We start from the raw sequence: 23,172 nt of genomic DNA, 5'->3' as shown, positions 1-23,172 counted from the left end.
CCCAAAAAACCTAAAATTCCAAAACTCTAGAATCCGAGGCTGGATAACAAATCGTCCACATCGTCCTGACCGGACACAACGTCTTCTCGTTTATCGGCATGAATCTGCGGACCTTCACCCTGCGAGAGATGTTTTTGTGGATCTTTTTCTGCAAGCATCGCGGCACGGTCGTGTTCGATGCCCGCAAAGCGGTCAACCTGACTGGCCATGAGGACGAGTTTGAGCAAATTGCTTTCGACTTCGGTGACCAGTTGGGTCACACGCTTGATCACTTGACCGGTGAGGTCCTGGTAATCCTGAGCCAGCAGGATGTCGTTGAGGTTGCTCGACACCGCACGGTTGTCCGTGCTGCTGCGTGACAGAAAACCGTCGACCCGGCGCGCCAGTTCGCGGAACTCTTCAGCTCCGACTTCACGACGCATGAAGCGGCCCCAATCGGTGCTCAGCGCCTGGGCTTCTTCAGCCAGGCCATTGACCACCGGGGTGGCGCTTTCCACCAGATCCATGGTGCGGTTGGCCGCGGCTTCGGTCAGCTTGACCACATAGCCCAGGCGTTCGGTGGCGTCGGTGATTTGCGACACTTCCTCGGCCTGCGGCATGTGCGGATCGATCTGGAAATTGACGATCGCACTGTGCAGTTCGCGTGTGAGCTTGCCCACTTCCTGATACAGGCCGCGGTCACGGGTCTGATTGAGCTCATGGATCAGTTGCACAGCGTCGCCGAACCTGCCTTTTTCAAGGCTCTCGACCAGTTCGACCGCGTGTTTTTTCAGGGTCGACTCGAAATCGCCCTGTGAAGATTCGTTATGCTCCATAGCTCCCCCGCGCGTCATCAGCCGATGCGTTCGAAAATCTTCTCGATTTTGTCTTTCAACGCCTGAGCCGTGAAAGGTTTGACCACGTAGCCGTTCACACCGGCCTGAGCGGCCTCGATGATTTGCTCGCGCTTGGCTTCAGCGGTCACCATCAGCACCGGCAGGTGCTTGAGTTTTTCATCGGCACGCACGTGGCGCAGCAAGTCGATACCGGTCATGCCCGGCATGTTCCAGTCCGTTACCAGAAAGTCGATGCTGCCGCTGTTGAGTACCGGAATGGCGGTAGTGCCATCGTCGGCCTCGACGGTGTTGGTGAACCCGAGATCGCGCAGCAGGTTCTTGATGATCCGCCGCATCGTTGAGAAGTCATCAACGATGAGGATTTTCATGTCTTTGTTCAATTCGACCTCCAAGCAGTCTTAAACGCGCCCAGCACCTGGACGCGCCACTTCAATCAATCGGCGCAGCACTCGAAGACTGTCTGGAGCACAACAGAGCAAGACCGGTGCCGTTCTCACCGCACCAGCCTCGTTCGCAGTGTCCCCACACTGCCTTCAGCGCGCTCGCCACTCCCCCAAACGCCCCCGCAAACGGGCCGCGCACTGGCTGTGTAACTGGCTGACCCGCGATTCACTGACGCCAAGGACTTCACCGATCTCCTTGAGGTTCAGCTCTTCGTCGTAGTACAGCGCCAACACCAGTCGCTCACGCTCCGGCAAATTGGCAATCGCGTCCGCCAGCGCCGCCTGAAAGCGTTCATCTTCCAGATCGCGTGACGGCTCAAGATGAGCACTGGCGCCATCCTCGTGCAGCCCTTCGTGTTCGCCGTCCTGCAACAGATCGTCGAAACTGAACAGCCGGCTGCCCAGGGTGTCATTCAAAATCCCGTAGTAATCGTCGAGACTCAATTGGAGTTCGGCCGCAACCTCGTGATCTTTAGCGTCACGGCCGGTTTTAGCTTCAATTGAGCGAATGGCATCGCTGACCATACGGGTATTGCGGTGAACCGAGCGCGGTGCCCAATCCCCTTTGCGCACTTCATCGAGCATCGCGCCGCGGATCCGGATGCCCGCGTACGTTTCGAAACTGGCGCCTTTGCTGGCGTCATATTTGGTTGAGACTTCGAGCAGGCCGATCATCCCGGCCTGAATCAGGTCTTCAACCTGCACACTCGCCGGCAAGCGCGCCAGCAAGTGATAGGCAATGCGCTTGACCAGTGGCGCGTAACGCTCGATCAACTCGTACTGCGCGTCACGTGCCGACTTCTTGTAGTAGTTCATACCGCTCGCGGTCATAACACAGGCCCTGCTGTTTGCTGCACGAGGCGCTCGACGAAAAACTCAAGGTGGCCGCGCGGGTTGGCAGGCAGCGGCCAGGTATCGACCTTCTGCGCGATCGCCTTGAACGCCAGCGCGCACTTGGAACGCGGAAAGGCTTCATAGACCGCTCGCTGCTTCTGCACTGCCTTGCGCACGCTTTCGTCGTACGGCACGGCGCCGACGTATTGTAAGGCGACGTCGAGGAAGCGATCCGTGACCTTGGTCAACTTGGCGAACAGGTTGCGCCCTTCCTGCGGGCTCTGCGCCATGTTGGCCAGCACGCGGAAGCGGTTCATGCCGTAGTCGCGGTTGAGCAGTTTGATCAGCGCGTAGGCGTCGGTGATCGAGGTCGGCTCGTCGCAGACCACCAGCAACACTTCCTGCGCGGCGCGGACAAAACTGACTACCGAGTCACCAATACCTGCAGCGGTGTCGATCACCAGCACATCGAGGTTGTCGCCGATGTCGCTGAAGGCCTGAATCAGACCGGCATGTTGCGCCGGGCTCAGGTGCACCATGCTTTGGGTGCCGGAAGCGGCCGGCACGATGCGGATCCCGCCGGGGCCCTGCAACAGCACGTCGCGCAGCTCACAGCGGCCTTCGATCACATCGGCCAGAGTACGTTTGGGGGTCAGTCCCAGCAGAACGTCGACGTTCGCCAGCCCCAGATCGGCGTCCAGCAGCATGACCCGACGGCCAAGCTCTGCCAGCGCCAGAGACAAGTTCACTGACACGTTAGTCTTGCCGACGCCACCTTTGCCGCCGGTCACCGCGATCACCTGTACGGGATGCATGCTGCCCATGTTATTTCTTTACCTTGTCTTGCATAGACGGAGGCCACATTACTGGCTGCGCGTTCTCAACCGGAACAATGCATGGCAGACCATCGATGTAGGTACAAAAACGGTTCATTACCTCAGCCAACCTGCTTGGTCGGGCTGTGGTAGATATCAGCGAACATGTCAGCCATGGCTTCTTCGCTGGGTTCTTCCTGCATTTGCACGCTGACGGCGCGGCTGACCAGTTGATGACGGCGCGGCAGATGCAGATCATCCGGAATCCGTGGGCCATCGGTCAGGTACGCGACCGGCAGTTCATGACTGATCGCCAGGCTCAACACTTCGCCAAGGCTGGCCGTCTCATCCAGTTTAGTCAGGATGCAGCCGGCAAGCCCGCAACGCTTGTAACTGTGATAAGCGGCGGTTAGAACCTGTTTCTGGCTGGTGGTTGCCAGCACCAGATAATTTTTTGAACGGATGCCACGCCCGGCCAGACTTTCCAGCTGCATGCGCAAGGCCGGATCGCTGGCCTGCAAGCCGGCGGTATCGATCAGCACCACGCGCTTGCGCAGCAGCGGGTCGAGCGCCTGCACCAGCGACTGGCCCGGATCGACGTGGGTCACCGGCACATTGAGAATCCGCCCCAGCGTCTTCAGTTGTTCCTGCGCGCCGATGCGGAAGCTGTCCATGCTGACCAGCGCGACATTCTGCGCGCCGTACTTGAGCACGTAGCGCGCGGCGAGTTTGGCCAGGGTGGTGGTTTTGCCCATGCCGGCCGGGCCGACCATGGCAATCACCCCGCCCTCTTCCAGCGGCTCGACTTCCGGTACGGCAATCATCCGCGCCAGGTGCGCAAGCAGCATGCGCCAGGCCTGACGCGGCTCTTCGATATCAGTAATCATCGCCAGCAGATCGCGCGACAACGGCCCGGACAGACCTATGCGTTGCAGACGACGATACAGATTGGCTTGCGCCGGACGGCTGCCTTGCAGCTGATTCCAGGCCAGCGTGCCGAGCTGCACTTCCATCAGTTCGCGCAGACTGTTCAATTCGAAACGCATCGAATCCAGCGCACGCGGATCGATGCCGGCGGACGACTGTGCAGGCGCGGGCGCTGGACGCGCCGGGGCGGCGTAAGTCGGTTCGCTCAACGGTTCGGCAGCGGTCAGCGGCAGGCCGGCCGTCAACGGCAGCCCGGCGAACAATTGGCGATTGGTGTTGCCGTCGGCTTCGCCACGCAGGCTCAGTTCGGCCTGGGCGGTCACGATGCGCGACTGGGTCTTGCGCAGCTCGTCCTCGAGTTCCATGTTCGGAACCCGTGGCGCCAGCGCCGACAATTTGTAATCCAGCGCCGCCGTCAGCTCGACGCCGCCGGCAATGCGGCGGTTGCCAATGATGGCGGCATCAGCGCCCAGCTCATCACGAACCAGCTTCATGGCCTGACGCATATCGGCGGCGAAAAAACGCTTAACTTGCATAAACCACTACCTCAGCCGTTGGGCCCTACTGTCGCAACGATGGTCACTTGCTTGTTGTCCGGAATTTCCTGATAGGCCAGCACGTGCAGCCCCGGGACTGCGAGGCGACCGAAACGCGAGAGCATCGCGCGGATCGGGCCTGCTACCAACAGGATCACCGGTTGACCTTGCATTTCCTGGCGCTGCGCCGCTTCGATGAGCGAACGCTGCAGCTTCTCGGCCATGCTTGGCTCCAGCAGAACGCCCTCTTCAGAGCCTTGTCCTGCCTTCTGCAGACTATTGAGCAATATTTGTTCCAACCTTGGTTCCAAGGTGATCACAGGCAGCTCGGAGTCAGTGCCTACAATGCTTTGGACGATGGCGCGGGATACGCCGACGCGTACTGCGGCCACCAAGGCGGCGGTATCTTGACTCTTGGCGGCGTTGTTGGCGATAGCCTCGGCAATGCTGCGGATATCGCGCACCGGCACGTGTTCGGCGAGCAACGCCTGCAGCACTTTGAGCAACTGCGACAGCGAAACCACACCCGGCACCAGCTCTTCAGCCAGTTTCGGCGAGCTTTTGGCCAGCAATTGCATGAGTTGCTGCACTTCCTCGTGGCCGATCAGCTCGCTGGAGTGCTTGTACAGAATCTGGTTCAAGTGGGTCGCGACCACGGTACTGGCGTCGACCACGGTGTAACCGAGCGATTGCGCCTGGGCGCGCTGGCTGACTTCGATCCACACCGCCTCCAGGCCGAAAGCCGGATCTTTGGCGGTAATGCCGTTGAGCGTGCCGTAGACCTGCCCCGGGTTGATCGCCAGTTCGCGATCCGGGTAGATCTCGGCTTCGGCCAGGATCACGCCCATCAGGGTCAGGCGATAGGCGCTCGGCGCCAGATCGAGGTTGTCGCGAATGTGCACGGTCGGCATCAGGAAGCCCAGATCCTGCGAGAGCTTCTTGCGCACGCCCTTGATCCGCGCCAGCAACTGCCCGCCCTGATTGCGATCCACCAACGGGATCAGGCGGTAACCGACTTCCAGGCCGATCATGTCGATCGGCGTCACGTCATCCCAGCCCAGCTCCTTGGTTTCCATGGCGCGGGCCGGCGACGGCAACAGTTCCTGCTGACGCTGAACTTCTTGCAGCGCCTGCACCTTGGCGACGTTCTGCTTTTTCCAGAACAGATACGCGCCACCGGCAGCCAGCGCGGCCATGCTCAGGAACGAGAAGTGCGGCATGCCCGGCACCAGGCCCATGACCGCCATCAGACCGGCCGCCACCGCCAAGGCTTTGGGCGAGGCGAACATCTGCCGATTGATCTGCTTGCCCATGTCTTCCGAACCGGAAGCACGGGTCACCATGATCGCTGCCGCTGTCGATAACAACAGTGATGGCAATTGCGCCACCAAACCGTCACCGATGGTCAGCAAGGCGTACACCCTGCCGGCGTCGGCGAATGACATGTTGTGCTGGAAGATACCGACGGCCATGCCGCCGATCAGGTTGATGAACAGAATCAGCAGGCCGGCGATGGCGTCACCACGGACGAACTTGCTGGCACCGTCCATCGAACCGTAGAACTCGGCCTCTTGGGCGACTTCCTGACGGCGGGCCTTGGCCTGGTTCTGGTCGATCAGACCGGCGTTGAGGTCGGCGTCGATCGCCATTTGTTTGCCGGGCATCGCGTCGAGGGTGAAGCGTGCGCTCACCTCGGAAATCCGCCCGGCACCCTTGGTCACCACGACGAAGTTGATGATCATCAGGATCGCGAACACCACGATACCGACCACGTAGTTACCGCCGATCACCACCTCACCGAAGGCCTGAATCACCTTACCGGCAGCGGCGTGGCCGTCCTGACCGTGGAGCATCACCACCCGCGTCGAGGCCACGTTCAACGCCAGCCGCAGCAGCGTCGCCACCAGCAGAATGGTCGGGAACACCGCGAAATCCAGCGGCCGCAGCGCATACACGCAGACCAGCAGGACGACGATCGACAGGGCGATGTTGAAGGTGAAAAACACGTCCAGCAGGAACGGCGGCACCGGCAACATCATCATCGCCAGCATGACCAGCAGCAACAACGGCACGCCCAGATTGCCTCGACTGAGGTCGGCAACATTCGAGCGAGCAGTGTTGAATAACTGAGAGCGATCCACCGGTTTTCCCCGTTCCTTTAAAGCAAACTTTTGACGCCCAAAGCAGGCGCACGGCGGCTACTGCAAGAAGCCTTCCAACTTTTGCCGGGGATTGAAATTGAGGTTTGTTTCGGGGAATTGTCTTGCCTGCAGCCGGGCGCCATGGAGCCGACCGCTAAACAGACGCAGGACGGCTATCACCATTAGAGGCGGGTGAAAAAATCAGAAAAAACCGCGCACTCACGGATACCCGGCAGTCAAAATTTGCTCTGGATTTATCGCACCAAGACGCAAATCGCGGCCCACCAGATAGCGCGTACCCTTACGGATCGGACTCCCTCCCACGTCGACAAACGCTTCCTCAGAATAGCCTAATGTCACGATTTCCTCAGGCTGATGAAAAGGATCTTCGGGGTATGCCTTCAACACAATCAGTGCCCAGACAAAGTAAATGTCCGGCACATCCTGCGGCTCGATCTTCCGTTCGACCTCCGGCTCGACCTCCCATCGAAAGTCCTGCCCACCCGTGACCTGTAACTGATCACCGACCATGTGAAATTGTGGTTTGTGATAACGCGCCAGTAGGCCGGTGCCATTGCTACTCCATGTATCGGAGTAGTTGTTGGGCGAAGAGAAAACTCTGACCAACTCTTCAACAGTACCAATGTTGCCAGCGGCACTATTGAATCGGTTGTAGAGACTATGGTGGGCTACCCCGTCCAACCTTGGCTTGATCGCATTGATATACGAATCGAGATAGCCCGGCACATACGCATTGCTCATGTGCACGAAATGCGTGAAGTCCAACATCGCCTTAAAAGTGAACGTGCAAGCGATATGATCAGACTCTTTCGCCACCGACCCGGAAACGAACTCGAACCTCATTCCTTCAAGCTTTTTGTAGTTCTCTTGCATGACCTTCTCCTTGGCGAATGTTAAAGACAGGTCAGAAGGCGAATTGCCCGTGAAACCTGCCAAGGAACATGGAATAGCTGAATGCCCTTTGTGTCCACTGTCAGAACTAACAGGTAGAGGTCTTTTTCAGACAAGCGGAGGGCCGCTGTCTTTTGATTTATCAGGAATCGCGCCGCAATGAACACAGATAGGGGGTATCACACCGATCCCCTGTGGGAGTGGGCTTGCTCGCGAAGAAGCCATCCGCGACACCACAGAATCATGCGCAGCACCTTTAAACGCTAGCGTTTAAAAGACACCTCCAGACACGCCTTGCGGGCTACATATTCTTGCGCCATTGCCTACAGCTACGCCAGAATCCGCCGGCTTGTGCGCCTTGGGGTCGGGTTCTATTGTGGGTCGGTCGCTGACGAATCAGCGATCGGGTCTCGCAGCCCGCTGATTTCTAGACGCACAACTTCCGTCCTCGTTTTATGGCGGCTGTACGTGGGAGACCTTTGGGTCTGCCGGTTCTAGAGTCCCGGTCTGCGACTCGCGTATAGCTGCCACCTCCCTTTCGTATCGCAGCGAAATGTGGCAGCTCCGTCGACTCTAGGAGCTTCAGCATGATCAAACCAACACCCAACCCACCCGAAACCGACGCCACCTCCCCCTACGAATCCCTCGATTCAAAAAAGCTCCACGAAGCCGCCGACCGCGCCCTCGACCACTACCTCTGCTCGCCCGGCGCCACGCCCATTCAACGTAAAACCCGTTCGATGTACGCCGTGACCGCCGACTTCAAAAACGAAGAACTGCTGGCCGATGCCTGCGAAACACTCGCCTCGGCCAGAACCATCGCCAATGACTTCGCCCATCTGATACCGGCGTCGCAGCGCAGGACGCTGCTGGGCATCGCGCAACTGATCATGCTCGGCGAGCTGGCGGTGAATCGGGCGCTGGATAATCTGCAGTTGCCGCAGTAGCAGGGATCTGTGACAAGCCCTGAGTGAGGCGTTGTGGCTGCTGACGTCTTCGCGGGCAAGCCCGCTCCCACAGGTTCGGCGTGTAGCACAGGTTTGTGATCGACCCCAATCCCTGTGGGAGCGGGCTTGCTCGCGAAAGCGGCCTCACAGCCGACACATGTCTTCAGGCTTAAAAAACCGCCACCTCATTTAACCGGGCGGCGGTTTGTCGCCTCTTTCCTTCAGCCCACATGACCACTTGTCGGAAACCCGCCAGCACCTGTTAGATCTGACAGGTGCCTAATTCCTCCAACGCGCGCTCAATAACTCCGTCACCCAGCCCCCCGACCGGAGTTCGCCAGATGTCCAGCAAGCAAACCCCTCAAGCCCTCAGACCTCCGTATCTTCCGGCACTGGTCAACCTCAGCCCTGCCGAACACTATGACGGCGGCATACCCATCAGAGCCGTGGAAGGCGATCTGCAAGGCATCATCCCCGCCTGGCTGACCATGTCCATTGGCGATCTGGCCGAGGTGTTCTGGGACAATGACAGCGCCGCGGTCTGGAGCAAGACCTTAGAGCACGATGCCGAGCTCAACCAGGACCTGGTTTTCACCATTGCCAAGGGCCAGGTACTTGAGGGGGATGCCACGCCAGTGTTCTACCGGATCACGCGCAAGAACCAGGGCGCCCCGGAGGACTCGAAACCGGTCATGACCCTGCTGGTCAAACTCACGCGTCCCGGGGGGTACGATGACATTCCCGGCGATGACGGCCACTCCGATCTCAAGTTCTCCCTCTCTCATGACGAGGTCGATGAAAACCTGCCGCCCAGCGGGGTGACGATGCACATCGTGCCTTACCGCAACCTCACCCGATACGACCGCATTCTCGCCCGCTGGGGCAGCCAGCAAGAGGTGCATGTCGTTACGCCGGAACAGGCCCAGGACCCGATCAGAAACCCGATCGAGGTTGTCTTCAGCCGCGCCGTTATTGACGATGCCGGGGACGGTGATCGTGTCGCGGTGGCTTATCAGGTCATTGACCGCTGCGGTAACTTCCCGGACGAACGCGCGCCGTGGTCGGCGACGCATTATCTGTTGGTGGACCTGGGGGGCAATCGGCTGGACGAACCGCAGGTGCTGGTCAACGGCATTCCAACCGACAGCATCGACCTCGACCAGCTCGGGGATGACGATGTGAACGCCCGCGTGTACATCACCAAGGACGATTTTGCGGTGGGCGACAAGGTGCTCCTGACCTGGATTGGCACCCCGGCGCAAGGCTCGCAGATCATCGTCGGGCCGCTGGAGAAAGAGGTGTTGTACGTGCCCTTCCAGCTCGATTTCCCCATCCCCAACGCCGCCGTCAAAGCCATTGCCAAAGGCGCAGCCTCGGTCGGCTATGTGCGCCGTCGCAGCAATGAAAGCGACCGCCGCTCAAAAAATGCCAGCGTCACCGTAATTGGCGACATCAGCCAGTTAGTCGCCCCCACCGTCGATGAGGCACCAGGCGGAACGTTGCCACCCGAAACGCCTTGGGCGACTGTGCAGATCCCTTGGTACCCCGGTCGCAACAGCAGCGACCTGCTCAACCTGATCTGGTGGGCCCAGGCGCCCGGTAACGACACCGTTTATTACGAAGATCCCCGCCCGGTCGGCAACGTAGCGGACAATCAGCCCGTCCTGCGCAGCGTGAGCAATGCCGAAATCCAGCGTTTCAACGGCCTGAACGTCAAGGTCTATTACATCGTCACCAACAGCGAAACGGGGCTGTTGAGCGTTCGCGAGTCGCTGCCGTTCATGATGCAGGTCGGCGTCGCCCTGCCGACGTTCGACCGGCCGGAAGTCGAGGGCGCAGATGCCAACGACGTGCTCGATCCGGACAACGTGCCACCAACCGGTGCCACGCTGGTGGTGCCGTACCTCGGCACCCGCGACAAGGATCGTGTGAACTACCGTTGGCGCGGCTCTGCCAGCGGCGGTAGCGTCAGTAGTCATGTCGACCTGATCCCTGCCACCGCTGGCCGGCCTGTGCGGATTACCGTTGAGAAAAAATACGTGACCCCCAACCTGAACGGTACGGTGGTTGCCGATTACAGCATTCAGCGGGCGGGCGAGACACTGGGGCATTCTCATGAGTTGACGTTGCGCATCGGGACGGCGCTGGGGGAGCTGCCGCCACCGTTCCTTGTAGCACCGGCCAAAGATCCGATTGATGTCCTGGCCTACCCGGACGGGGTGACGGTGCGCATCGAATACCCAGAAGCATTGAGCGGCGACCGGGCACGCCTGGTGGAGGTCGATCCCCCAGCATTCACGCCACCGTTTCCTTTGGTGGAGTTCAACAACAAACGGGTGGATACAGTATTGAACCCGGCGTTTCTGGCGGCGCGACATGGCAAGGTGATCGAATTGCGCTGGGATTTGAATCGCAATGATGAACAAGCGGGTGAATCAGATGCGACCAGGGTGACTTTGCTGAAGATAGCGGATGAAGACCCTCGGCTACCCTCGCCGAAAATCCCACAGGCATCGGATGACAACGTGCTGGATTTGAATTCTTTTGAAGGAAACGCTGAGGTTACCGTGCTGCCATGGACAGGCATCAGCACTGATAACATCGTGCAACTAAAACTTTCGGGAAAAGACGACAACAACGACGACTGCACAATTCCGATATTGACCAACTACAAAATAACCGATACGGAAAAAACCTCTGGAATAAAAGAGACACTGACCAGAGAGCAGTTGTTAAGTCTGGGACACGATACTGAATTGAAGATTTCTTTAGAAGTATTGCCGATCCCCGCCAGCAATTTGACACCTATTATATTTCCACTATTGAATTTAAACTTTTTGAAAAGTCCTCCTTTAATAATACTTGAGGATTTCGAGACAGGGACACCTGGTATCAAACCCATTGGAACAGTCATGGATTTCCCAAGCATGACCGTTACGTTAGTATCAACGCGCGTACTTTTCAGCTCTGAAGGTTATGTTTACGCCCCACAAATAACATCAAAATATATAGAAATCCTTTCATCAAAAGGAATCCTAAGGCTCACACTAAAACAAACAGCAAAAAGCATTAGATTCGGCACTTCCTGCGCTTATAGAACCATCTCAGAGTACCGATGCTACGACGAAAACTTAAATTTAGTTAAAACCGTGTCCACCCCGCCATACAATGAAGAATATAAAATATGGGTTGACATCACAGAAACACCAAACAAAAAAATCAAATATATAGATATACATAATGGAAATACTAGTTCATTTATAGATAATTTCTCAATGAACTGTTGAGCGCCTTACCCTTTTCTTTCATGAACCGCCGAGCGCGACGCATGTCGCCGTGCTCGGCGTGGCGACGAATCCTACAGGGACAGATGGAGAGTACGTCCCAGACAGCCCCCCCAATTTTTTGTCTTTAAACCATACGTTTAAAAAACACCTCCAGACACGTCTTCAAGGCTACACACCCTTGCGCCATTGCCTACAGCTACGCCAGAATCCGCCGGCTTGTGCGCCTTGGGGTCGGGTTCTATTGTGGATCGGTCGCTGACGAATCAGCGATCGGGTTTAGCGACTCGAATTCAAGTCAAAGGTGCATCAGCGTTCCAGGCTTCGTTGCGGATCTGAATTTTCGCGATTTCGTCATGGTGGCTGTATGCGGGAGACCTTCGGGTCTGCCGGGTGCCTTTGACCGGTTCGCTAACCTGCGTACAGCCGCCACCCCTCCTGTTTAGCGACAGGTTGTAGCGGCTCCACTTCAAAGGAGCTTCACCATGAGCAAACCAACACCCAACCCACCCGAAACCGACGCCACCTCCCCCTACGAATCCCTCGATTCAAAAAAGCTCCACGAAGCGGCTGACCGCGCCCTCGACCACTACCTCTGCTCTCCCGGCGCCACGCCCATTCAACGCAAAACCCGCTCGATGTATGCCGTGACCGCAGACTTCAAAAACGAAGAACTGCTGGCCGATGCCTGCGAAACACTCGCCTCGGCCAGAACCATCGCCAATGACTTCGCCCACCTCATACCGGCGTCGCAGCGCAGGACTCTGTTGGGCATCGCGCAACTGATCATGCTTGGCGAGCTGGCGGTGAATCGGGCGCTGGATAATCTGCAGTTGCCGGGCTAAGAAGGCAGGCAAGAACCTGTGGCGAGGGGATTCATCCCCGATCGGTTGCGCAGCAGCCGTAAACCCTGAACTCGCGGTATTTCTGAAAATTTGCAGTGACAGGATTTGGGTCTGCTGCGCAGCCCAGCGGGAGCAAGCTCCCTCGCCACAGTGACTGCGGCAGGAGCCGACGTTTCATTGGGTCAGGCGGGGGAGCTGGCGGTGAATCGGGCGCTGGATAATCTGGAATTACCGGGCTAAGAAGGCAGGCAAGAACCTGTGGCGAGGGAGCTTGCTCCCGCTCGGCTGCGCAGCAGTCGTAAAACCTGAACTCGCGGTATTTCTGAAAGATTGAAGTCTGGGGCCGCTGCGCAGCCCATCGGGGATGAATCCCCTCACCACAATGACCGCGGCAGGAGCTGAAATATCTTTGGGTCAGGCATAAAAAAACCGCCACCCCGTTCAATCGGGATGGCGGTTTTTTACTGCGTTACTGTCAAGTCAGGAATCGCGCCGCAGATCCGGCGGGATCGGCAAATCGTCCTTGAGTGGATCCGGGCGTTTGCCCTTGCCGGCGCGGTACTGGCGGATCTGGTAGACGTAGGCCAGCACCTGGGCGACCGCCAGGTACAGGCCGCCGGGGATTTCCTGCTCGAGTTCGGTGGAGTAGTAGATCGAGCGCGCCAGCCCCGGCGATTCGAGGAGCATGACGTTGTTGGCGACGGCGATTTCGCGGATCTTCAGCGCGAGGAAGTCGCTGCCCTTGGCCAGCAGCACTGGCGCGCCGCCCTTCTCCGAGTCGTACTTGAGCGCGACGGCGTAGTGGGTCGGGTTGGTGATGACCACGTCGGCGTCGGGAATCGCCGCCATCATCCGCCGCTGCGACATCTCGCGCTGGGTCTGGCGGATGCGCTGCTTGACCTCCGGCCGGCCTTCCTGATCCTTGTGCTCGTCGCGCACTTCCTGCTTGGTCATCAGCAGTTTCTTGTGCGCTTCCCAGAGCTGCACCGGCACGTCGACGGCGGCGATGATGATCAGGCCGCAGGCCAGCCACAACGTACTCCAGCCGACCAGCGTGACGCTGTGAATGATCGCCATTTCGAGCGGCTCGTGGGCGATCCGCAAGAAATCATCGACGTCCGCCGACAACACCGCCAACGCCACCCCGAGGGTGATCAGAAATTTGGCCAGCGCCTTGAGCAGTTCGACCACAGCCTTGAACGAGAACATCCGCTTCAGGCCTGCCGCCGGGTTCATCCGGCTGAATTTGGGTGCCATGGAGCCGGCGGCAAACAGCCAGCCACCGAGGGAGATCGGCCCGATCAGCGCCGCCAGCAACAGGGTGATCATGATCGGCTGGATCGCCAACAGCGCCATCTGGCCCGACTGCAACAGGAACCTGCCCATGGCCCCCTGATCCATGATCACCTCGCGCGAGAGGGTGAAGTTCAGGCGCATCAGCTCCATCAGGTCTTCGGCCAGCATGCCGCCGAACACCAGCAGCGCACCGGCACCGGCCATCATCACGGCGAGGGTGTTGAGCTCTTTGGAGCGGGCAATCTCACCCTTCTCACGGGAGTCCTTTTTGCGTTTGTCCGTGGGGTCTTCTGTTTTGTCCTGACCGCTTTCGCTCTCTGCCATGGCTCAGCGCGCCCGTGCCAGTTCGCGTAACAACTGCAAAGCCTCGGAGGCCAGCGGTTGATACTGATTGAGGATGTCCGCCAGACCGACCCAGACAATGAACAGGCCCAGTACCAGAGTCAGCGGGAAACCGATGGAGAAAATGTTCAGTTGCGGCGCGGCGCGGGTCATCACGCCGAATGCGATGTTGACCACCAGCAGCGCGGTGACCGCCGGCAACACCAGCAACAACGCCGCCCCGAGAACCCAGCCGAGTTTGCCGGCCAGCTCCCAGTATTGCGCCGCCATCAACCCGCCGCCGACCGGCAGCGTGGTGAAGCTCTCGGTGAGCACTTCGAAGACCACCAGGTGGCCGTTCATCGACAGGAACAGCAAGGTCACCAGCATGGTGAAGAACTGCCCGATCACCGCCACCGAGACGCCGTTGGCCGGGTCGACCATCGAGGCGAAGCCCATGCCCATCTGGATCGCGACAATCTGCCCGGCCACGGCAAATGCCTGGAAAAACAGTTGCAGGGAAAACCCCAGCACAGCACCCACCAGAATCTGCTCGGCAATCAGTAACCAGCCGCTGAGAGCAAGCGGACTGACGTCCGGCATCGGCGGCAGCCCCGGGGCAATGCATACGGTGATGGCCACGGCGAAATACAGGCGTATCCGCCGCGACACCAACGTGGTGCCGAACACCGGCATGACCATCAGCATCGAGGCGACGCGAAACAGTGGCAACATGAACGACGCCACCCAGGTACTGATCTGGGTGTCGGTCAGCTGAAGCAGCGATTGCATGGCTTAGCCGATGACCATCGGAATGTTTTTGTACAACTGAATGATGTATTCCATGAACGTCTGCACGATCCACGGGCCGGCGACGATCAGGGTCACCAGCATCACCAGCAGACGCGGCAGGAAGCTCAGGGTCTGTTCGTTGATCTGCGTCGCCGCCTGGAACATCGCCACCAGCAAACCGACCAACAGGCTCGGCACTACCAGAATCGCGACCATCAGAGTGGTCAGCCACAGCGCTTCACGAAAGATATCGACCGCAACTTCCGGCGTCATGGCGAGACACCTCCGAAACTGCTGGCCAGGGTGCCGATGATCAGCGCCCAGCCATCCACCAGTACGAACAGCATGATCTTGAACGGCAGCGAAATGATCAGCGGCGAGAGCATCATCATACCCATCGCCATCAGCACACTGGCCACGACCAGGTCGATGATCAGGAACGGAATGAAGATCATGAAGCCGATCTGGAAGGCGGTTTTAAGCTCGGAGGTGACAAACGCCGGCACCAAAATGGTCAGCGGCGCCTGATCCGGGGTGGCAATGTCAGTGCGCTTGGACAGACGCATGAACAGCTCCAGATCGCTGGTGCGGGTCTGGGCGAGCATGAAGTCCTTGATCGGTACCTGAGCCTTTTCTACCGCCTGCTGCGCGGTGAGTTTTTCCGCCAGATACGGCTGCAGCGCATCGTTGTTCACCCGATCGAACACCGGAGCCATGATGAACATGGTGAGGAACAGCGCCATGCCGGTGAGGATCTGGTTCGACGGCGTCTGTTGCAGGCCGAGGGCCTGACGCAGGATCGAGAAGACGATGATGATCCGGGTGAAACTGGTCATCAGGATCACGGCCGCCGGAATAAAGCTCAGGGCGGTCATGATCAGCAGGATCTGCAGGCTGACCGAATACTCCTGCGCGCCGTCGGCGTTGGTGCCCAGCGTGATCGCCGGAATCGACAACGGGTCGGCGGCGAATGCCAGTGGCGCGGCCAGCATCAGCGCCAGCGTCAAGACGATGCGTAGCGCACCCATTACTTCTTATCCTTCTGATCCTTGCCGAGAATCTTCAGCAGATGCTGGGCAAATTCCGGGGTCGCTTTTTCGCTGCTGCTCGGCACTTGCACCGGCTCCTTGAGCACGTGCAGCGCGGTGATGGTGCCGGGGCTCAAGCCGAGCAGAATCTGCTCGTTGCCGACCTGCACCAGCATCAACCGGTCACGCGGACCGAGGGCGCGGGAGCCGATCAGCTCGATCACCTGGCCCTTGCCGGCCGGCCCTGCCTGTTGCACTCGACGCAACAGCCAGGCGAGGAAGAAGATCAAGCCCAGCACCAGCAACAGACCGAACACCAGTTGCGTCAGTTGCCCGGCCACGCCGCTATTGACCATCGGCGCGGTGGCAGCAGGCACGGTCGTCGTCGCCGTCGACGGCTCGGCGGCCAGCACGCTCAATGGCAGCGCCAGCAAAGCCCAGAGAAACCGTTTCACTCAGCGCAGCTTCTTGATGCGTTCGCTTGGGCTGATCACGTCGGTCAGGCGGATGCCGAACTTCTCGTTGACCACCACCACTTCACCGTGCGCGATCAGGGTGCCGTTGACCAGCACGTCCAGCGGCTCGCCGGCCAGACGATCGAGCTCGATCACCGAACCCTGGTTCAGTTGCAGCAGGTTGCGGATGTTGATATCGGTGCTGCCCACTTCCATCGAGATCGACACCGGGATGTCGAGGATCACGTCTAGGTTCGGACCGTCCAGGGTCACCGGATCGTTGTTCTTCGGAACGCTGCCGAACTCTTCCATCGGCAGACGGTTGGAGCTTGCAGCGCCAGCGTCGGCGGCCAGCAGCGCGTCGATGTCAGCCTGGCTGCCATCACCGGTCTCTTCCAGGGCCGCAGCCCATTCGTCGGCCAGTGCCTGATCGTCCTGGGCGTTCATTTCGTCGTTCATCATTTGTCCTCGGCGGGCAACAATTCAGTTAAATACGTGGGGGAAAAGCGCCGCTTCAGCGACGCTCGATCGGCTCGATCACCTGCAACGCGAGGTTGCCTTTGTGCGAGCCCATCTTGACCTTGAAGGCCGGTACGCCGTTGGCGCGCATGATCATGTCTTCCGGCATCTCGACCGGGATCACATCCCCCGGCTGCATGTGCAGGATGTCGCGCAGCTTCAACTGGCGGCGGGCCACGGTGGCGCCGATCGGCACGTCGACATCGAGCACGTCCTGACGCAGGGCGTTGACCCAGCGCTCGTCCTGATCGTCGAGGTCCGACTGGAAACCGGCATCGAGCATTTCGCGCACCGGCTCGATCATCGAGTACGGCATGGTTACGTGCAGGTCACCGCCACCGCCATCGAGTTCGATGTGGAAGGTGGAGACCACGATTGCTTCGCTCGGGCCAACGATGTTGGCCATGGCCGGGTTCACTTCCGAGTTGATGTACTCGAAATTGACTTCCATGATCGCCTGCCACGCTTCCTTCAGATCGACGAAGGCCTGCTCCAGCACCATGCGCACCACACGCAGTTCGGTCGGGGTGAATTCACGCCCCTCGATCTTGGCGTGACGGCCGTCGCCGCCGAAGAAGTTGTCCACCAGTTTGAACACCAGTTTGGCGTCAAGGATGAACAGCGCGGTGCCGCGTAGCGGTTTGATCTTGACCAGGTTGAGGCTGGTCGGCACGTACAGCGAGTGCACGTATTCGCCGAACTTCATCACCTGGACGCCACCGACGGCAACGTCCGCCGAGCGGCGCAGCATGTTGAACATGCTGATGCGGGTGTAACGGGCAAAACGCTCGTTGATCATCTCCAGAGTCGGCATGCGTCCACGGACGATGCGATCCTGGCTGGTCAGGTCGTAGCTTTTGACACTGCCGGGTTCGGCAGCGTTATCGGTCTGTACCAGACCATCGTCGACGCCATGCAACAGCGCGTCGATTTCATCCTGGGACAGCAGATCCTGCACGGCCATGTCGTGTTCCTACTGCAGTACGAAATTAGTGAAAAGCAACTGTTCGATCACCACTTTGCCTAGCTCTTTCTGCGCCACTTCCTGGACGCTGGCGGTAGCCTTCTGGCGCAACATCTCCTGGCCGACCGGGGTCGCCAAAGTGGCGAAATCCTGACCGGAGAAGAGCATCACCAGGTTGTTGCGGATCACCGGCATGTGCACTTTGAGCGCCTCCAGATCGGCCTGGTTACGCGCCAGCATGGTGATGCTCACCTGCATGTAGCGCTGACGGCCGTTCTGGTTGTAGTTGGCGACAAACGCCGGCGCCATCGGCTCGAAGATCGCCGGTTGCTTGCCAACCGGCGCAGCCTCGGCCGCTGCGGCAGGCTTGCTCTGAGCGCTGTGCATGAAGTACCAGGTCGCGCCCACGGACACACCGATCGCCAGCAGCAGAGCCACCACGATCAGGATGATCATCTTGAGTTTGCCTTTGGTCGCGGGGTCTTTTACAGCTGCTGCTTCGCTCTTCGCCATGCCAATAATCCGTCACTAATCGGGTTTTCACAGTCGCACGGCAAGGCAAGAGCAAGTGTTATGCCAGAAGTGTCGGAGGTAACGCTAAAGTCAAAAGCCACCCTCACCCCAGCCCTCTCCCGGAGGGAGAGGGGGCTGACCGAGGTGTCAGGCGTCAAACATCGACCTGAAGACCGAGTCGATTATGGATTCACAGCGCAAGTATCCGGTCGGCGTACTTCGCGAGCATCCCCCAATCGGTTCCCTCTCCCTGTGGGAGTGTATGTACCGGAGGGAGAGGGGGCTGACCGAGGTGTCAGGCGTCAAACATCGACCTGAAAGACCGAGTCGATTATGGATTCACAGCGCAAGTATCCGGTCGGCGTACTTCGCGAGCATCCCCCAATCGGTCCCCTCTCCCTGTGGGAGTGTATGTACCGGAGGGAGAGGGGGCTGACCGAGGTGTCAGGCGTCAAACATCGACCTGAAGACCGAGTCGATTATGGATTCACAGCGCAAGTATCCGGTCGGCGTACTTCGCGAGCATCCCCCAATCGGTTCCCTCTCCCTGTGGGAGTGTATGTACCGGAGGGAGGGGGCTGACCGAGGTGTCAGGCGTCAAACATCGACCTGAAGACCGAGTCGATTATGGATTCACAGCGCAAGTATCCGGTCGGCGTACTTCGCGAGCATCCCCCAATCGGTTCCCTCTCCCTGTGGGAGTGTATGTACCGGAGGGAGAGGGCTGACCGAGGTGTCAGGCGTCAAACATCGACCTGAAAGACCGAGTCGATTATGGATTCACAGCGCAAGTATCCGGTCGGCGTACTTCGCGAGCATCCCCCAATCGGTTCCCTCTCCCTGTGGGAGTGTATGTACCGGAGGGAGAGGGCTGACCGAGGTGTCAGGCGTCAAACATCGACCTGAAAGACCGAGTCGATTATGGATTCACAGCGCAAGTATCCGGTCGGCGTACTTCGCGAGCATCCCCCAATCGGTCCCCTCTCCCTGTGGGAGTGTATGTACCGGAGGGAGAGGGGGCTGACCGAGGTGTCAGGCGTCAAACATCGACCTGAAAGACCGAGTCGATTATGGATTCACAGCGCAAGTATCCGGTCGGCGTACTTCGCGAGCATCCCCCAATCGGTCCCCTCTCCCTGTGGGAGAGGGCTAGGGTGAGGGGCACTTGATTTTGCTCAGGCGTAATAGTCGACGGCGCTGCTGCCAATGACGCTGGTGGTTTGCGCAGCGGCTTCAGCCACCGCCGCCGGCGTCAGCTCTTCTTCCGCCGAATCCAGTCGACCACCCGCAGCGCTGGTGCGACCACTCTGGCCCTGCTGCGCCTGTTCCTGCCCCTGCTGACCCTGCCAGCCACGGCTCTGGTCGGAGACATTGACATCGACCTGGCCCATGCCCTGCTGGGTGAACATGTCACGCAAGCGATGCATCTGACCGTCGAGCGCTTCGCGCACGCTTGGGTGCGCGCTCATGAAGGTCACCTGGGTCTGCTGATCCGGCACCATGTTGACCCGAATATCCAGACGCCCGAGTTCCGCCGGCTGCAATTGAATATCCGCCGCCTTCAGGTTGGCGCTGGACAGGTACATGACGCGGTTGACGATTTCTTCGGTCCAGCCGCTCTGATGCATGGCGATCGGTTGATTCACCGGCACCGCGTTCGCGGTTTTCGGAGTGGCCGCCTGAGTCAGCGCCGCCAGACGGTTGGCGAAATCATCGACACGGGTGTCGCTGGTAGCAGCCTTCAGATCTTTCAGGCCATCGTCTATCAGGCCGCTGAAGGCCTTTTCACCATTCTGACTGGTGCTGTCCTTGTCGGCCTGCACGTCGAGCATGCTCGCCATGCCGGCAGCGAAGTTCTGCGCCGCAGTCAATTCACCGTCGGCCTGAGCCTGGGCCGGTGTAGCTTTGGGTTGGGCCTGGCTGCTGGCGGAAATGTGCCCGCCCTGCTCCATCGCCATGCGCAGCGCCGGCAACGAGTCGAGCGGATCGGCCGCCGGGTCGAAAGCGCTATCGGTCGATGCCGCCGGATCTTTGACCACGGCTGGCGCCAATGTGGCGGCCACGACCGGCGTTTCGGTTTTGGCCGGTTCCGGCGTTTCAGCGACTGGCGCTGCCACTACCGGCGCGGTCACCAGCGGCTGCACGGTTTGCGCAAGTGCCGGATCCAGCGCCGGATCCACCGGGGTGGTGTCCGCCACTGGCGTCTGCGCGCTGTCAGCGGCCGCATCGGCGGCGGCTTTGTCAGCGGCTGCCTGATCATCGGAGGTGGTCGACGCGGTCTTGTCGGCAGGCAAGGCATTGCCGCTATCGGCAACGGTCTGTTGTGTGGCGGCAGACTTATCCTTGGCGAAATCTTTCTTGTCGCTGTTGTCGGCAACCTTGTCGCGCGCCGGTTTCAACGAACTGTCAGCGCTCGCAAGGGGCTTTTTCGGGCCTTGATCGGCGAACACCTGAGCGAAGCTTGAGGCCTTGTCCCCGGTGTCTGCGGCCATGACCGGCGTTTTCGCGGCGGCGGCTTGCGCCTTGGCCTGGGCGGCAGATTGAAGAAGAACATTGGGGGTCGCAGGCATGACACGGTCTCCGCTGCACTGGGATCGTAGGTACAGTTGACGAGGAATATTGCAAGTGTCGGGCCAGTTTTGTCCGGCGCTTGCGAAAAGCGCCGGACGGCAGGATTCAATGGGTCAGGGCGTGCTGGCGTTCGTCTTCGTAGTCAGGACGGACTTTCGCGAATTCGCGACTGATGTCGGCCACCATTTTGACGATTTCCGCGGGGCTTTTATTTTTGGCTTCCGATTCCAGCTCCTGGCAGAGCGCCGCCAACCGGACAGCCCCCATGTTGCTGGCGCTGCCCTTGAAACTGTGGGCAACTTCAGACAAAGCCTTGGCATCCGCCGTCTTCTGCAGCTCAGTCAAGCGCTTTTCGGAATCGGTCAGAAAGGTATCCAGAAGCTCCGGATAACCCTCCTCCATGACTTCGCGCAGTACGCTCAGCGCCTGGCGATCAATATGTGTGTCAGTCACTTGTTCACTCCTTGATCAAGAATCCGCGAATTATGCCTCAACCCTCCCAGAAAAACTCCACGCAAGCACTGCGACCTTCGTCCGACCAACTGGCGTTATGCGCCAACTGCCGGATCAGACTGACCCCGCGCCCTGACAGACGGACACCGTCCAGCGGTCGCTCCATTACCCGCGCCACGTCAAAACCCTTGCCGCTGTCCTCGACGCGGATCACCAGACGGCCCCCGGCCCCTTGCGGCTTCACCTGCAGATGCACGCGCACATAACCGTCCTGCAAGGCTTCTAGTCGCTCGTTGCGCATTTCGTAGTAGCGGGCGAATCCAGCCGCATCGCGCTTGAGGCTGGAATCGAGACCCAGCACGCCGTGCTCCAGCGCATTGGAGTACAACTCGGCGAGCACGCTGTAGATCGCCCCACCCTGTGTGCGTAAGCCGTGTACTTCCAGCAACAATTGCAGCAGATACGGCAAAGGATTGAAGCGCCTGAGCGTCGCCCCGCGAAACTCGAAGCTTACCGACCAGTCCAGCGGGCACGACTGGCCGCTGTCGGAATACACCGGCGCCGACGGCATCACCTGCGCCGCCTCCAGCAAGCTGATCTCGACCATGCTCACATCGTCGCGGGGCTCGCCGCGAAAGGCGTGCAAGGCCTGCTCGATCTCGGCGAACAGGTTGTCCGGCTCACGATTGGCGGCAAACAGTTGCTGCAAACGCTCGACACCGAACAACCGGTCGTCGGCGTCAGTGGTGTCGATCACGCCGTCCGATAGCAGGAACACCCGATCACCCACGGCCATGGTCTGTACTTCGGTGCGATCATCAAACGCTTGCGGACTGAGCACCCCCAGCGGCAAATGGCGCGCCGCCAGCGGCACACGTTCGCCGGTGGCAATCCGATGCAGATAACCGTCAGGCATGCCGCCGTTCCACACTTCCACCGTGCGGCGCTGAAAACTCAGACAGAGCATGGTCGCGCAGCAGAACATGTCCACCGGCAGGATGCGCTTGAGCTTGGCGTTCATCTCGCGCAGGGTTTCAGCCAGGCCGTAGCCCTTGGCGGTCATGCCGTAAAACACTTCGGCGAGCGGCATCGCCCCCACCGCCGCCGGCAAGCCGTGGCCGGTGAAATCCCCCAGCAGCACATGCATGTCGCCGGCCGGGGTGTAGGCCGCCAGCAGCAGGTCGCCGTTAAACAACGCATAGGGCGATTGCAGATAACGAATATTCGGTGCACTCAGGCAACCCGAATGCGCGACCTTGTCGAAAACGGCTTTGGCCACGCGCTGTTCGTTGAGCAGGTAATCGTGATGTCTGGCGATCAGGTCGCGCTGTTGCAGCACCGTGGCCTGCAAGCGGCGCAAGCGATCCATCGCCTTGATTTTGGCGGCGAGGATCACCTGGTTGTAAGGCTTCGCCAGAAAGTCGTCGCCACCCGCCTCCAGACAACGGGCAAGCGCTTCACTTTCGGTCAGCGAAGTCAGAAAGATGATCGGCACCAGGGTTTCCCCCGCCAGCGCCTTGATCTGCTGCGCCGCTTCGAAGCCGTCCATCACCGGCATCATCGCGTCCATCAGCACCAGATGAGGTGGCTGACGCTTGAACACCTCCAGCGCTTCGGCGCCATTGGCGGCGGTCAGCACTTCATGCCCCTGACGGCGGACGATGGTCGACAACAGTAACCGGTCGGCGGCACTGTCTTCGGCGATCAGGATCGTCAGCGGCTCTTGCGCCTGCATGGCTG

At 59.6% G+C, this 23,172-nt stretch carries 21 protein-coding genes; 3 read left to right on the top strand and 18 right to left on the bottom strand.

Annotated elements, in window-relative coordinates; all coding sequences use genetic code 11:
• Positions 1–26: 26 nt before the first annotated feature.
• From ACOYXI_RS27330 to ACOYXI_RS27300, 7 genes are all read right to left on the bottom strand, one after another.
• Entirely contained in the window at positions 27–815 is a 789-nt protein-coding gene (locus ACOYXI_RS27330; protein WP_027613919.1) for a protein phosphatase CheZ, read from the bottom strand.
• Positions 816–832: 17 nt separating this feature from the next.
• Positions 833–1,204, bottom strand: a complete 372-nt coding sequence (locus ACOYXI_RS27325; RefSeq protein ID WP_024012118.1) for a chemotaxis response regulator CheY — start codon at positions 1,202–1,204, stop codon at positions 833–835.
• 165 nt (positions 1,205–1,369) lie between these two features.
• Positions 1,370–2,110: an RNA polymerase sigma factor FliA gene (gene fliA / locus ACOYXI_RS27320; protein ID WP_007920004.1), complete on the bottom strand. Its 741-nt coding sequence runs from the start codon at positions 2,108–2,110 to the stop codon at positions 1,370–1,372.
• A complete protein-coding gene (gene fleN, locus ACOYXI_RS27315; RefSeq protein ID WP_003222917.1) occupies positions 2,107–2,937 on the bottom strand; it encodes a flagellar synthesis regulator FleN in 831 nt (276 codons plus the stop codon). The genes fliA and fleN overlap by 4 nt, the downstream gene beginning before the upstream one ends.
• Positions 2,938–3,050: 113 nt before the next feature.
• The gene (flhF, locus tag ACOYXI_RS27310) at positions 3,051–4,391 is read right to left on the bottom strand and encodes a flagellar biosynthesis protein FlhF (protein WP_003222914.1); all 1,341 of its coding nucleotides are present in this window, start codon (positions 4,389–4,391) and stop codon (positions 3,051–3,053) included.
• Between the two features lie 11 nt (positions 4,392–4,402).
• The gene (gene flhA / locus ACOYXI_RS27305; protein WP_461675507.1) at positions 4,403–6,532 is read right to left on the bottom strand and encodes a flagellar biosynthesis protein FlhA; all 2,130 of its coding nucleotides are present in this window, start codon (positions 6,530–6,532) and stop codon (positions 4,403–4,405) included.
• Positions 6,533–6,751: 219 nt separating this feature from the next.
• Positions 6,752–7,426, bottom strand: a complete 675-nt coding sequence (locus tag ACOYXI_RS27300; protein ID WP_210559220.1) for a hypothetical protein — start codon at positions 7,424–7,426, stop codon at positions 6,752–6,754.
• Between the two features lie 605 nt (positions 7,427–8,031).
• On the opposite strand from ACOYXI_RS27300, the gene ACOYXI_RS27295 reads away from it, so the two are divergent.
• From ACOYXI_RS27295 to ACOYXI_RS27285, 3 genes are all read left to right on the top strand, one after another.
• Positions 8,032–8,391, top strand: coding sequence for a DUF6124 family protein (locus ACOYXI_RS27295; protein WP_097090135.1), 360 nt, complete (start codon positions 8,032–8,034; stop codon positions 8,389–8,391).
• A gap of 341 nt (positions 8,392–8,732) precedes the next feature.
• Entirely contained in the window at positions 8,733–11,678 is a 2,946-nt protein-coding gene (locus ACOYXI_RS27290) for a hypothetical protein (protein WP_461675506.1), read from the top strand.
• 482 nt (positions 11,679–12,160) lie between these two features.
• Positions 12,161–12,520, top strand: a complete 360-nt coding sequence (locus tag ACOYXI_RS27285; RefSeq protein ID WP_135295225.1) for a DUF6124 family protein — start codon at positions 12,161–12,163, stop codon at positions 12,518–12,520.
• Between the two features lie 480 nt (positions 12,521–13,000).
• Here ACOYXI_RS27285 and flhB read toward each other — a convergent pair whose 3' ends face one another.
• The 11 genes from flhB to ACOYXI_RS27230 all read right to left on the bottom strand — a co-directional run bounded on the left by flhB (position 13,001) and on the right by ACOYXI_RS27230 (position 23,167).
• Positions 13,001–14,140: a flagellar biosynthesis protein FlhB gene (gene flhB / locus ACOYXI_RS27280; protein ID WP_097090136.1), complete on the bottom strand. Its 1,140-nt coding sequence runs from the start codon at positions 14,138–14,140 to the stop codon at positions 13,001–13,003.
• Between the two features lie 3 nt (positions 14,141–14,143).
• Positions 14,144–14,929, bottom strand: a complete 786-nt coding sequence (gene fliR / locus ACOYXI_RS27275; protein ID WP_098967848.1) for a flagellar biosynthetic protein FliR — start codon at positions 14,927–14,929, stop codon at positions 14,144–14,146.
• Between the two features lie 3 nt (positions 14,930–14,932).
• Positions 14,933–15,202, bottom strand: a complete 270-nt coding sequence (fliQ, locus tag ACOYXI_RS27270) for a flagellar biosynthesis protein FliQ (protein ID WP_007920026.1) — start codon at positions 15,200–15,202, stop codon at positions 14,933–14,935.
• On the bottom strand, positions 15,199–15,957 hold the full coding sequence (gene fliP / locus ACOYXI_RS27265) for a flagellar type III secretion system pore protein FliP (RefSeq protein WP_003222895.1): 759 nt from the start codon (positions 15,955–15,957) through the stop codon (positions 15,199–15,201). The genes fliQ and fliP overlap by 4 nt, the downstream gene beginning before the upstream one ends.
• Positions 15,957–16,412, bottom strand: a complete 456-nt coding sequence (gene fliO, locus ACOYXI_RS27260; protein ID WP_461675505.1) for a flagellar biosynthetic protein FliO — start codon at positions 16,410–16,412, stop codon at positions 15,957–15,959. Before fliO ends, fliP begins: the two co-directional genes overlap by 1 nt.
• Complete coding sequence (fliN, locus tag ACOYXI_RS27255; RefSeq protein ID WP_003222891.1) at positions 16,413–16,871, bottom strand: flagellar motor switch protein FliN; 459 nt, start codon at positions 16,869–16,871, stop codon at positions 16,413–16,415.
• 55 nt (positions 16,872–16,926) lie between these two features.
• The gene (gene fliM, locus ACOYXI_RS27250; protein WP_003222890.1) at positions 16,927–17,895 is read right to left on the bottom strand and encodes a flagellar motor switch protein FliM; all 969 of its coding nucleotides are present in this window, start codon (positions 17,893–17,895) and stop codon (positions 16,927–16,929) included.
• Between the two features lie 9 nt (positions 17,896–17,904).
• Positions 17,905–18,408, bottom strand: coding sequence for a flagellar basal body-associated protein FliL (gene fliL / locus ACOYXI_RS27245; protein ID WP_047599975.1), 504 nt, complete (start codon positions 18,406–18,408; stop codon positions 17,905–17,907).
• Positions 18,409–19,583: 1,175 nt separating this feature from the next.
• Positions 19,584–20,978 carry a flagellar hook-length control protein FliK gene (locus ACOYXI_RS27240; protein ID WP_461675504.1) on the bottom strand — a complete coding sequence of 465 codons (1,395 nt, stop codon included), beginning with the start codon at positions 20,976–20,978 and terminating at the stop codon, positions 19,584–19,586.
• 106 nt (positions 20,979–21,084) lie between these two features.
• Positions 21,085–21,432: an Hpt domain-containing protein gene (locus ACOYXI_RS27235; protein WP_461675503.1), complete on the bottom strand. Its 348-nt coding sequence runs from the start codon at positions 21,430–21,432 to the stop codon at positions 21,085–21,087.
• Between the two features lie 37 nt (positions 21,433–21,469).
• Entirely contained in the window at positions 21,470–23,167 is a 1,698-nt protein-coding gene (locus ACOYXI_RS27230) for an ATP-binding SpoIIE family protein phosphatase (RefSeq protein WP_461675502.1), read from the bottom strand.
• Positions 23,168–23,172: the final 5 nt, after the last annotated feature.

Source organism: Pseudomonas sp. G3-19 (assembly GCF_054855875.1).
The sequence above is the reverse complement of the archived record's forward strand: the minus strand, read 5'-3'. Positions and strand labels throughout refer to the sequence as shown.

What these genes read in the sequence shown, in the direction of transcription:
- ACOYXI_RS27330 (WP_027613919.1), bottom strand. Translation starts at nt 815, where the DNA reads ATGGAGCATAACGAATCTTCACAGGGCGATTTCGAGTCGACCCTGAAA.
- ACOYXI_RS27325 (WP_024012118.1), bottom strand. Translation starts at nt 1,204, where the DNA reads ATGAAAATCCTCATCGTTGATGACTTCTCAACGATGCGGCGGATCATC.
- fliA (WP_007920004.1), bottom strand. Translation starts at nt 2,110, where the DNA reads ATGACCGCGAGCGGTATGAACTACTACAAGAAGTCGGCACGTGACGCG.
- fleN (WP_003222917.1), bottom strand. Translation starts at nt 2,937, where the DNA reads ATGGGCAGCATGCATCCCGTACAGGTGATCGCGGTGACCGGCGGCAAA.
- flhF (WP_003222914.1), bottom strand. Translation starts at nt 4,391, where the DNA reads ATGCAAGTTAAGCGTTTTTTCGCCGCCGATATGCGTCAGGCCATGAAG.
- ACOYXI_RS27300 (WP_210559220.1), bottom strand. Translation starts at nt 7,426, where the DNA reads ATGCAAGAGAACTACAAAAAGCTTGAAGGAATGAGGTTCGAGTTCGTT.
- ACOYXI_RS27295 (WP_097090135.1), top strand. Translation starts at nt 8,032, where the DNA reads ATGATCAAACCAACACCCAACCCACCCGAAACCGACGCCACCTCCCCC.
- ACOYXI_RS27290 (WP_461675506.1), top strand. Translation starts at nt 8,733, where the DNA reads ATGTCCAGCAAGCAAACCCCTCAAGCCCTCAGACCTCCGTATCTTCCG.
- ACOYXI_RS27285 (WP_135295225.1), top strand. Translation starts at nt 12,161, where the DNA reads ATGAGCAAACCAACACCCAACCCACCCGAAACCGACGCCACCTCCCCC.
- flhB (WP_097090136.1), bottom strand. Translation starts at nt 14,140, where the DNA reads ATGGCAGAGAGCGAAAGCGGTCAGGACAAAACAGAAGACCCCACGGAC.
- fliR (WP_098967848.1), bottom strand. Translation starts at nt 14,929, where the DNA reads ATGCAATCGCTGCTTCAGCTGACCGACACCCAGATCAGTACCTGGGTG.
- fliQ (WP_007920026.1), bottom strand. Translation starts at nt 15,202, where the DNA reads ATGACGCCGGAAGTTGCGGTCGATATCTTTCGTGAAGCGCTGTGGCTG.
- fliP (WP_003222895.1), bottom strand. Translation starts at nt 15,957, where the DNA reads ATGGGTGCGCTACGCATCGTCTTGACGCTGGCGCTGATGCTGGCCGCG.
- fliN (WP_003222891.1), bottom strand. Translation starts at nt 16,871, where the DNA reads ATGAACGACGAAATGAACGCCCAGGACGATCAGGCACTGGCCGACGAA.
- fliM (WP_003222890.1), bottom strand. Translation starts at nt 17,895, where the DNA reads ATGGCCGTGCAGGATCTGCTGTCCCAGGATGAAATCGACGCGCTGTTG.
- fliL (WP_047599975.1), bottom strand. Translation starts at nt 18,408, where the DNA reads ATGGCGAAGAGCGAAGCAGCAGCTGTAAAAGACCCCGCGACCAAAGGC.
- ACOYXI_RS27240 (WP_461675504.1), bottom strand. Translation starts at nt 20,978, where the DNA reads ATGCCTGCGACCCCCAATGTTCTTCTTCAATCTGCCGCCCAGGCCAAG.
- ACOYXI_RS27230 (WP_461675502.1), bottom strand. Translation starts at nt 23,167, where the DNA reads ATGCAGGCGCAAGAGCCGCTGACGATCCTGATCGCCGAAGACAGTGCC.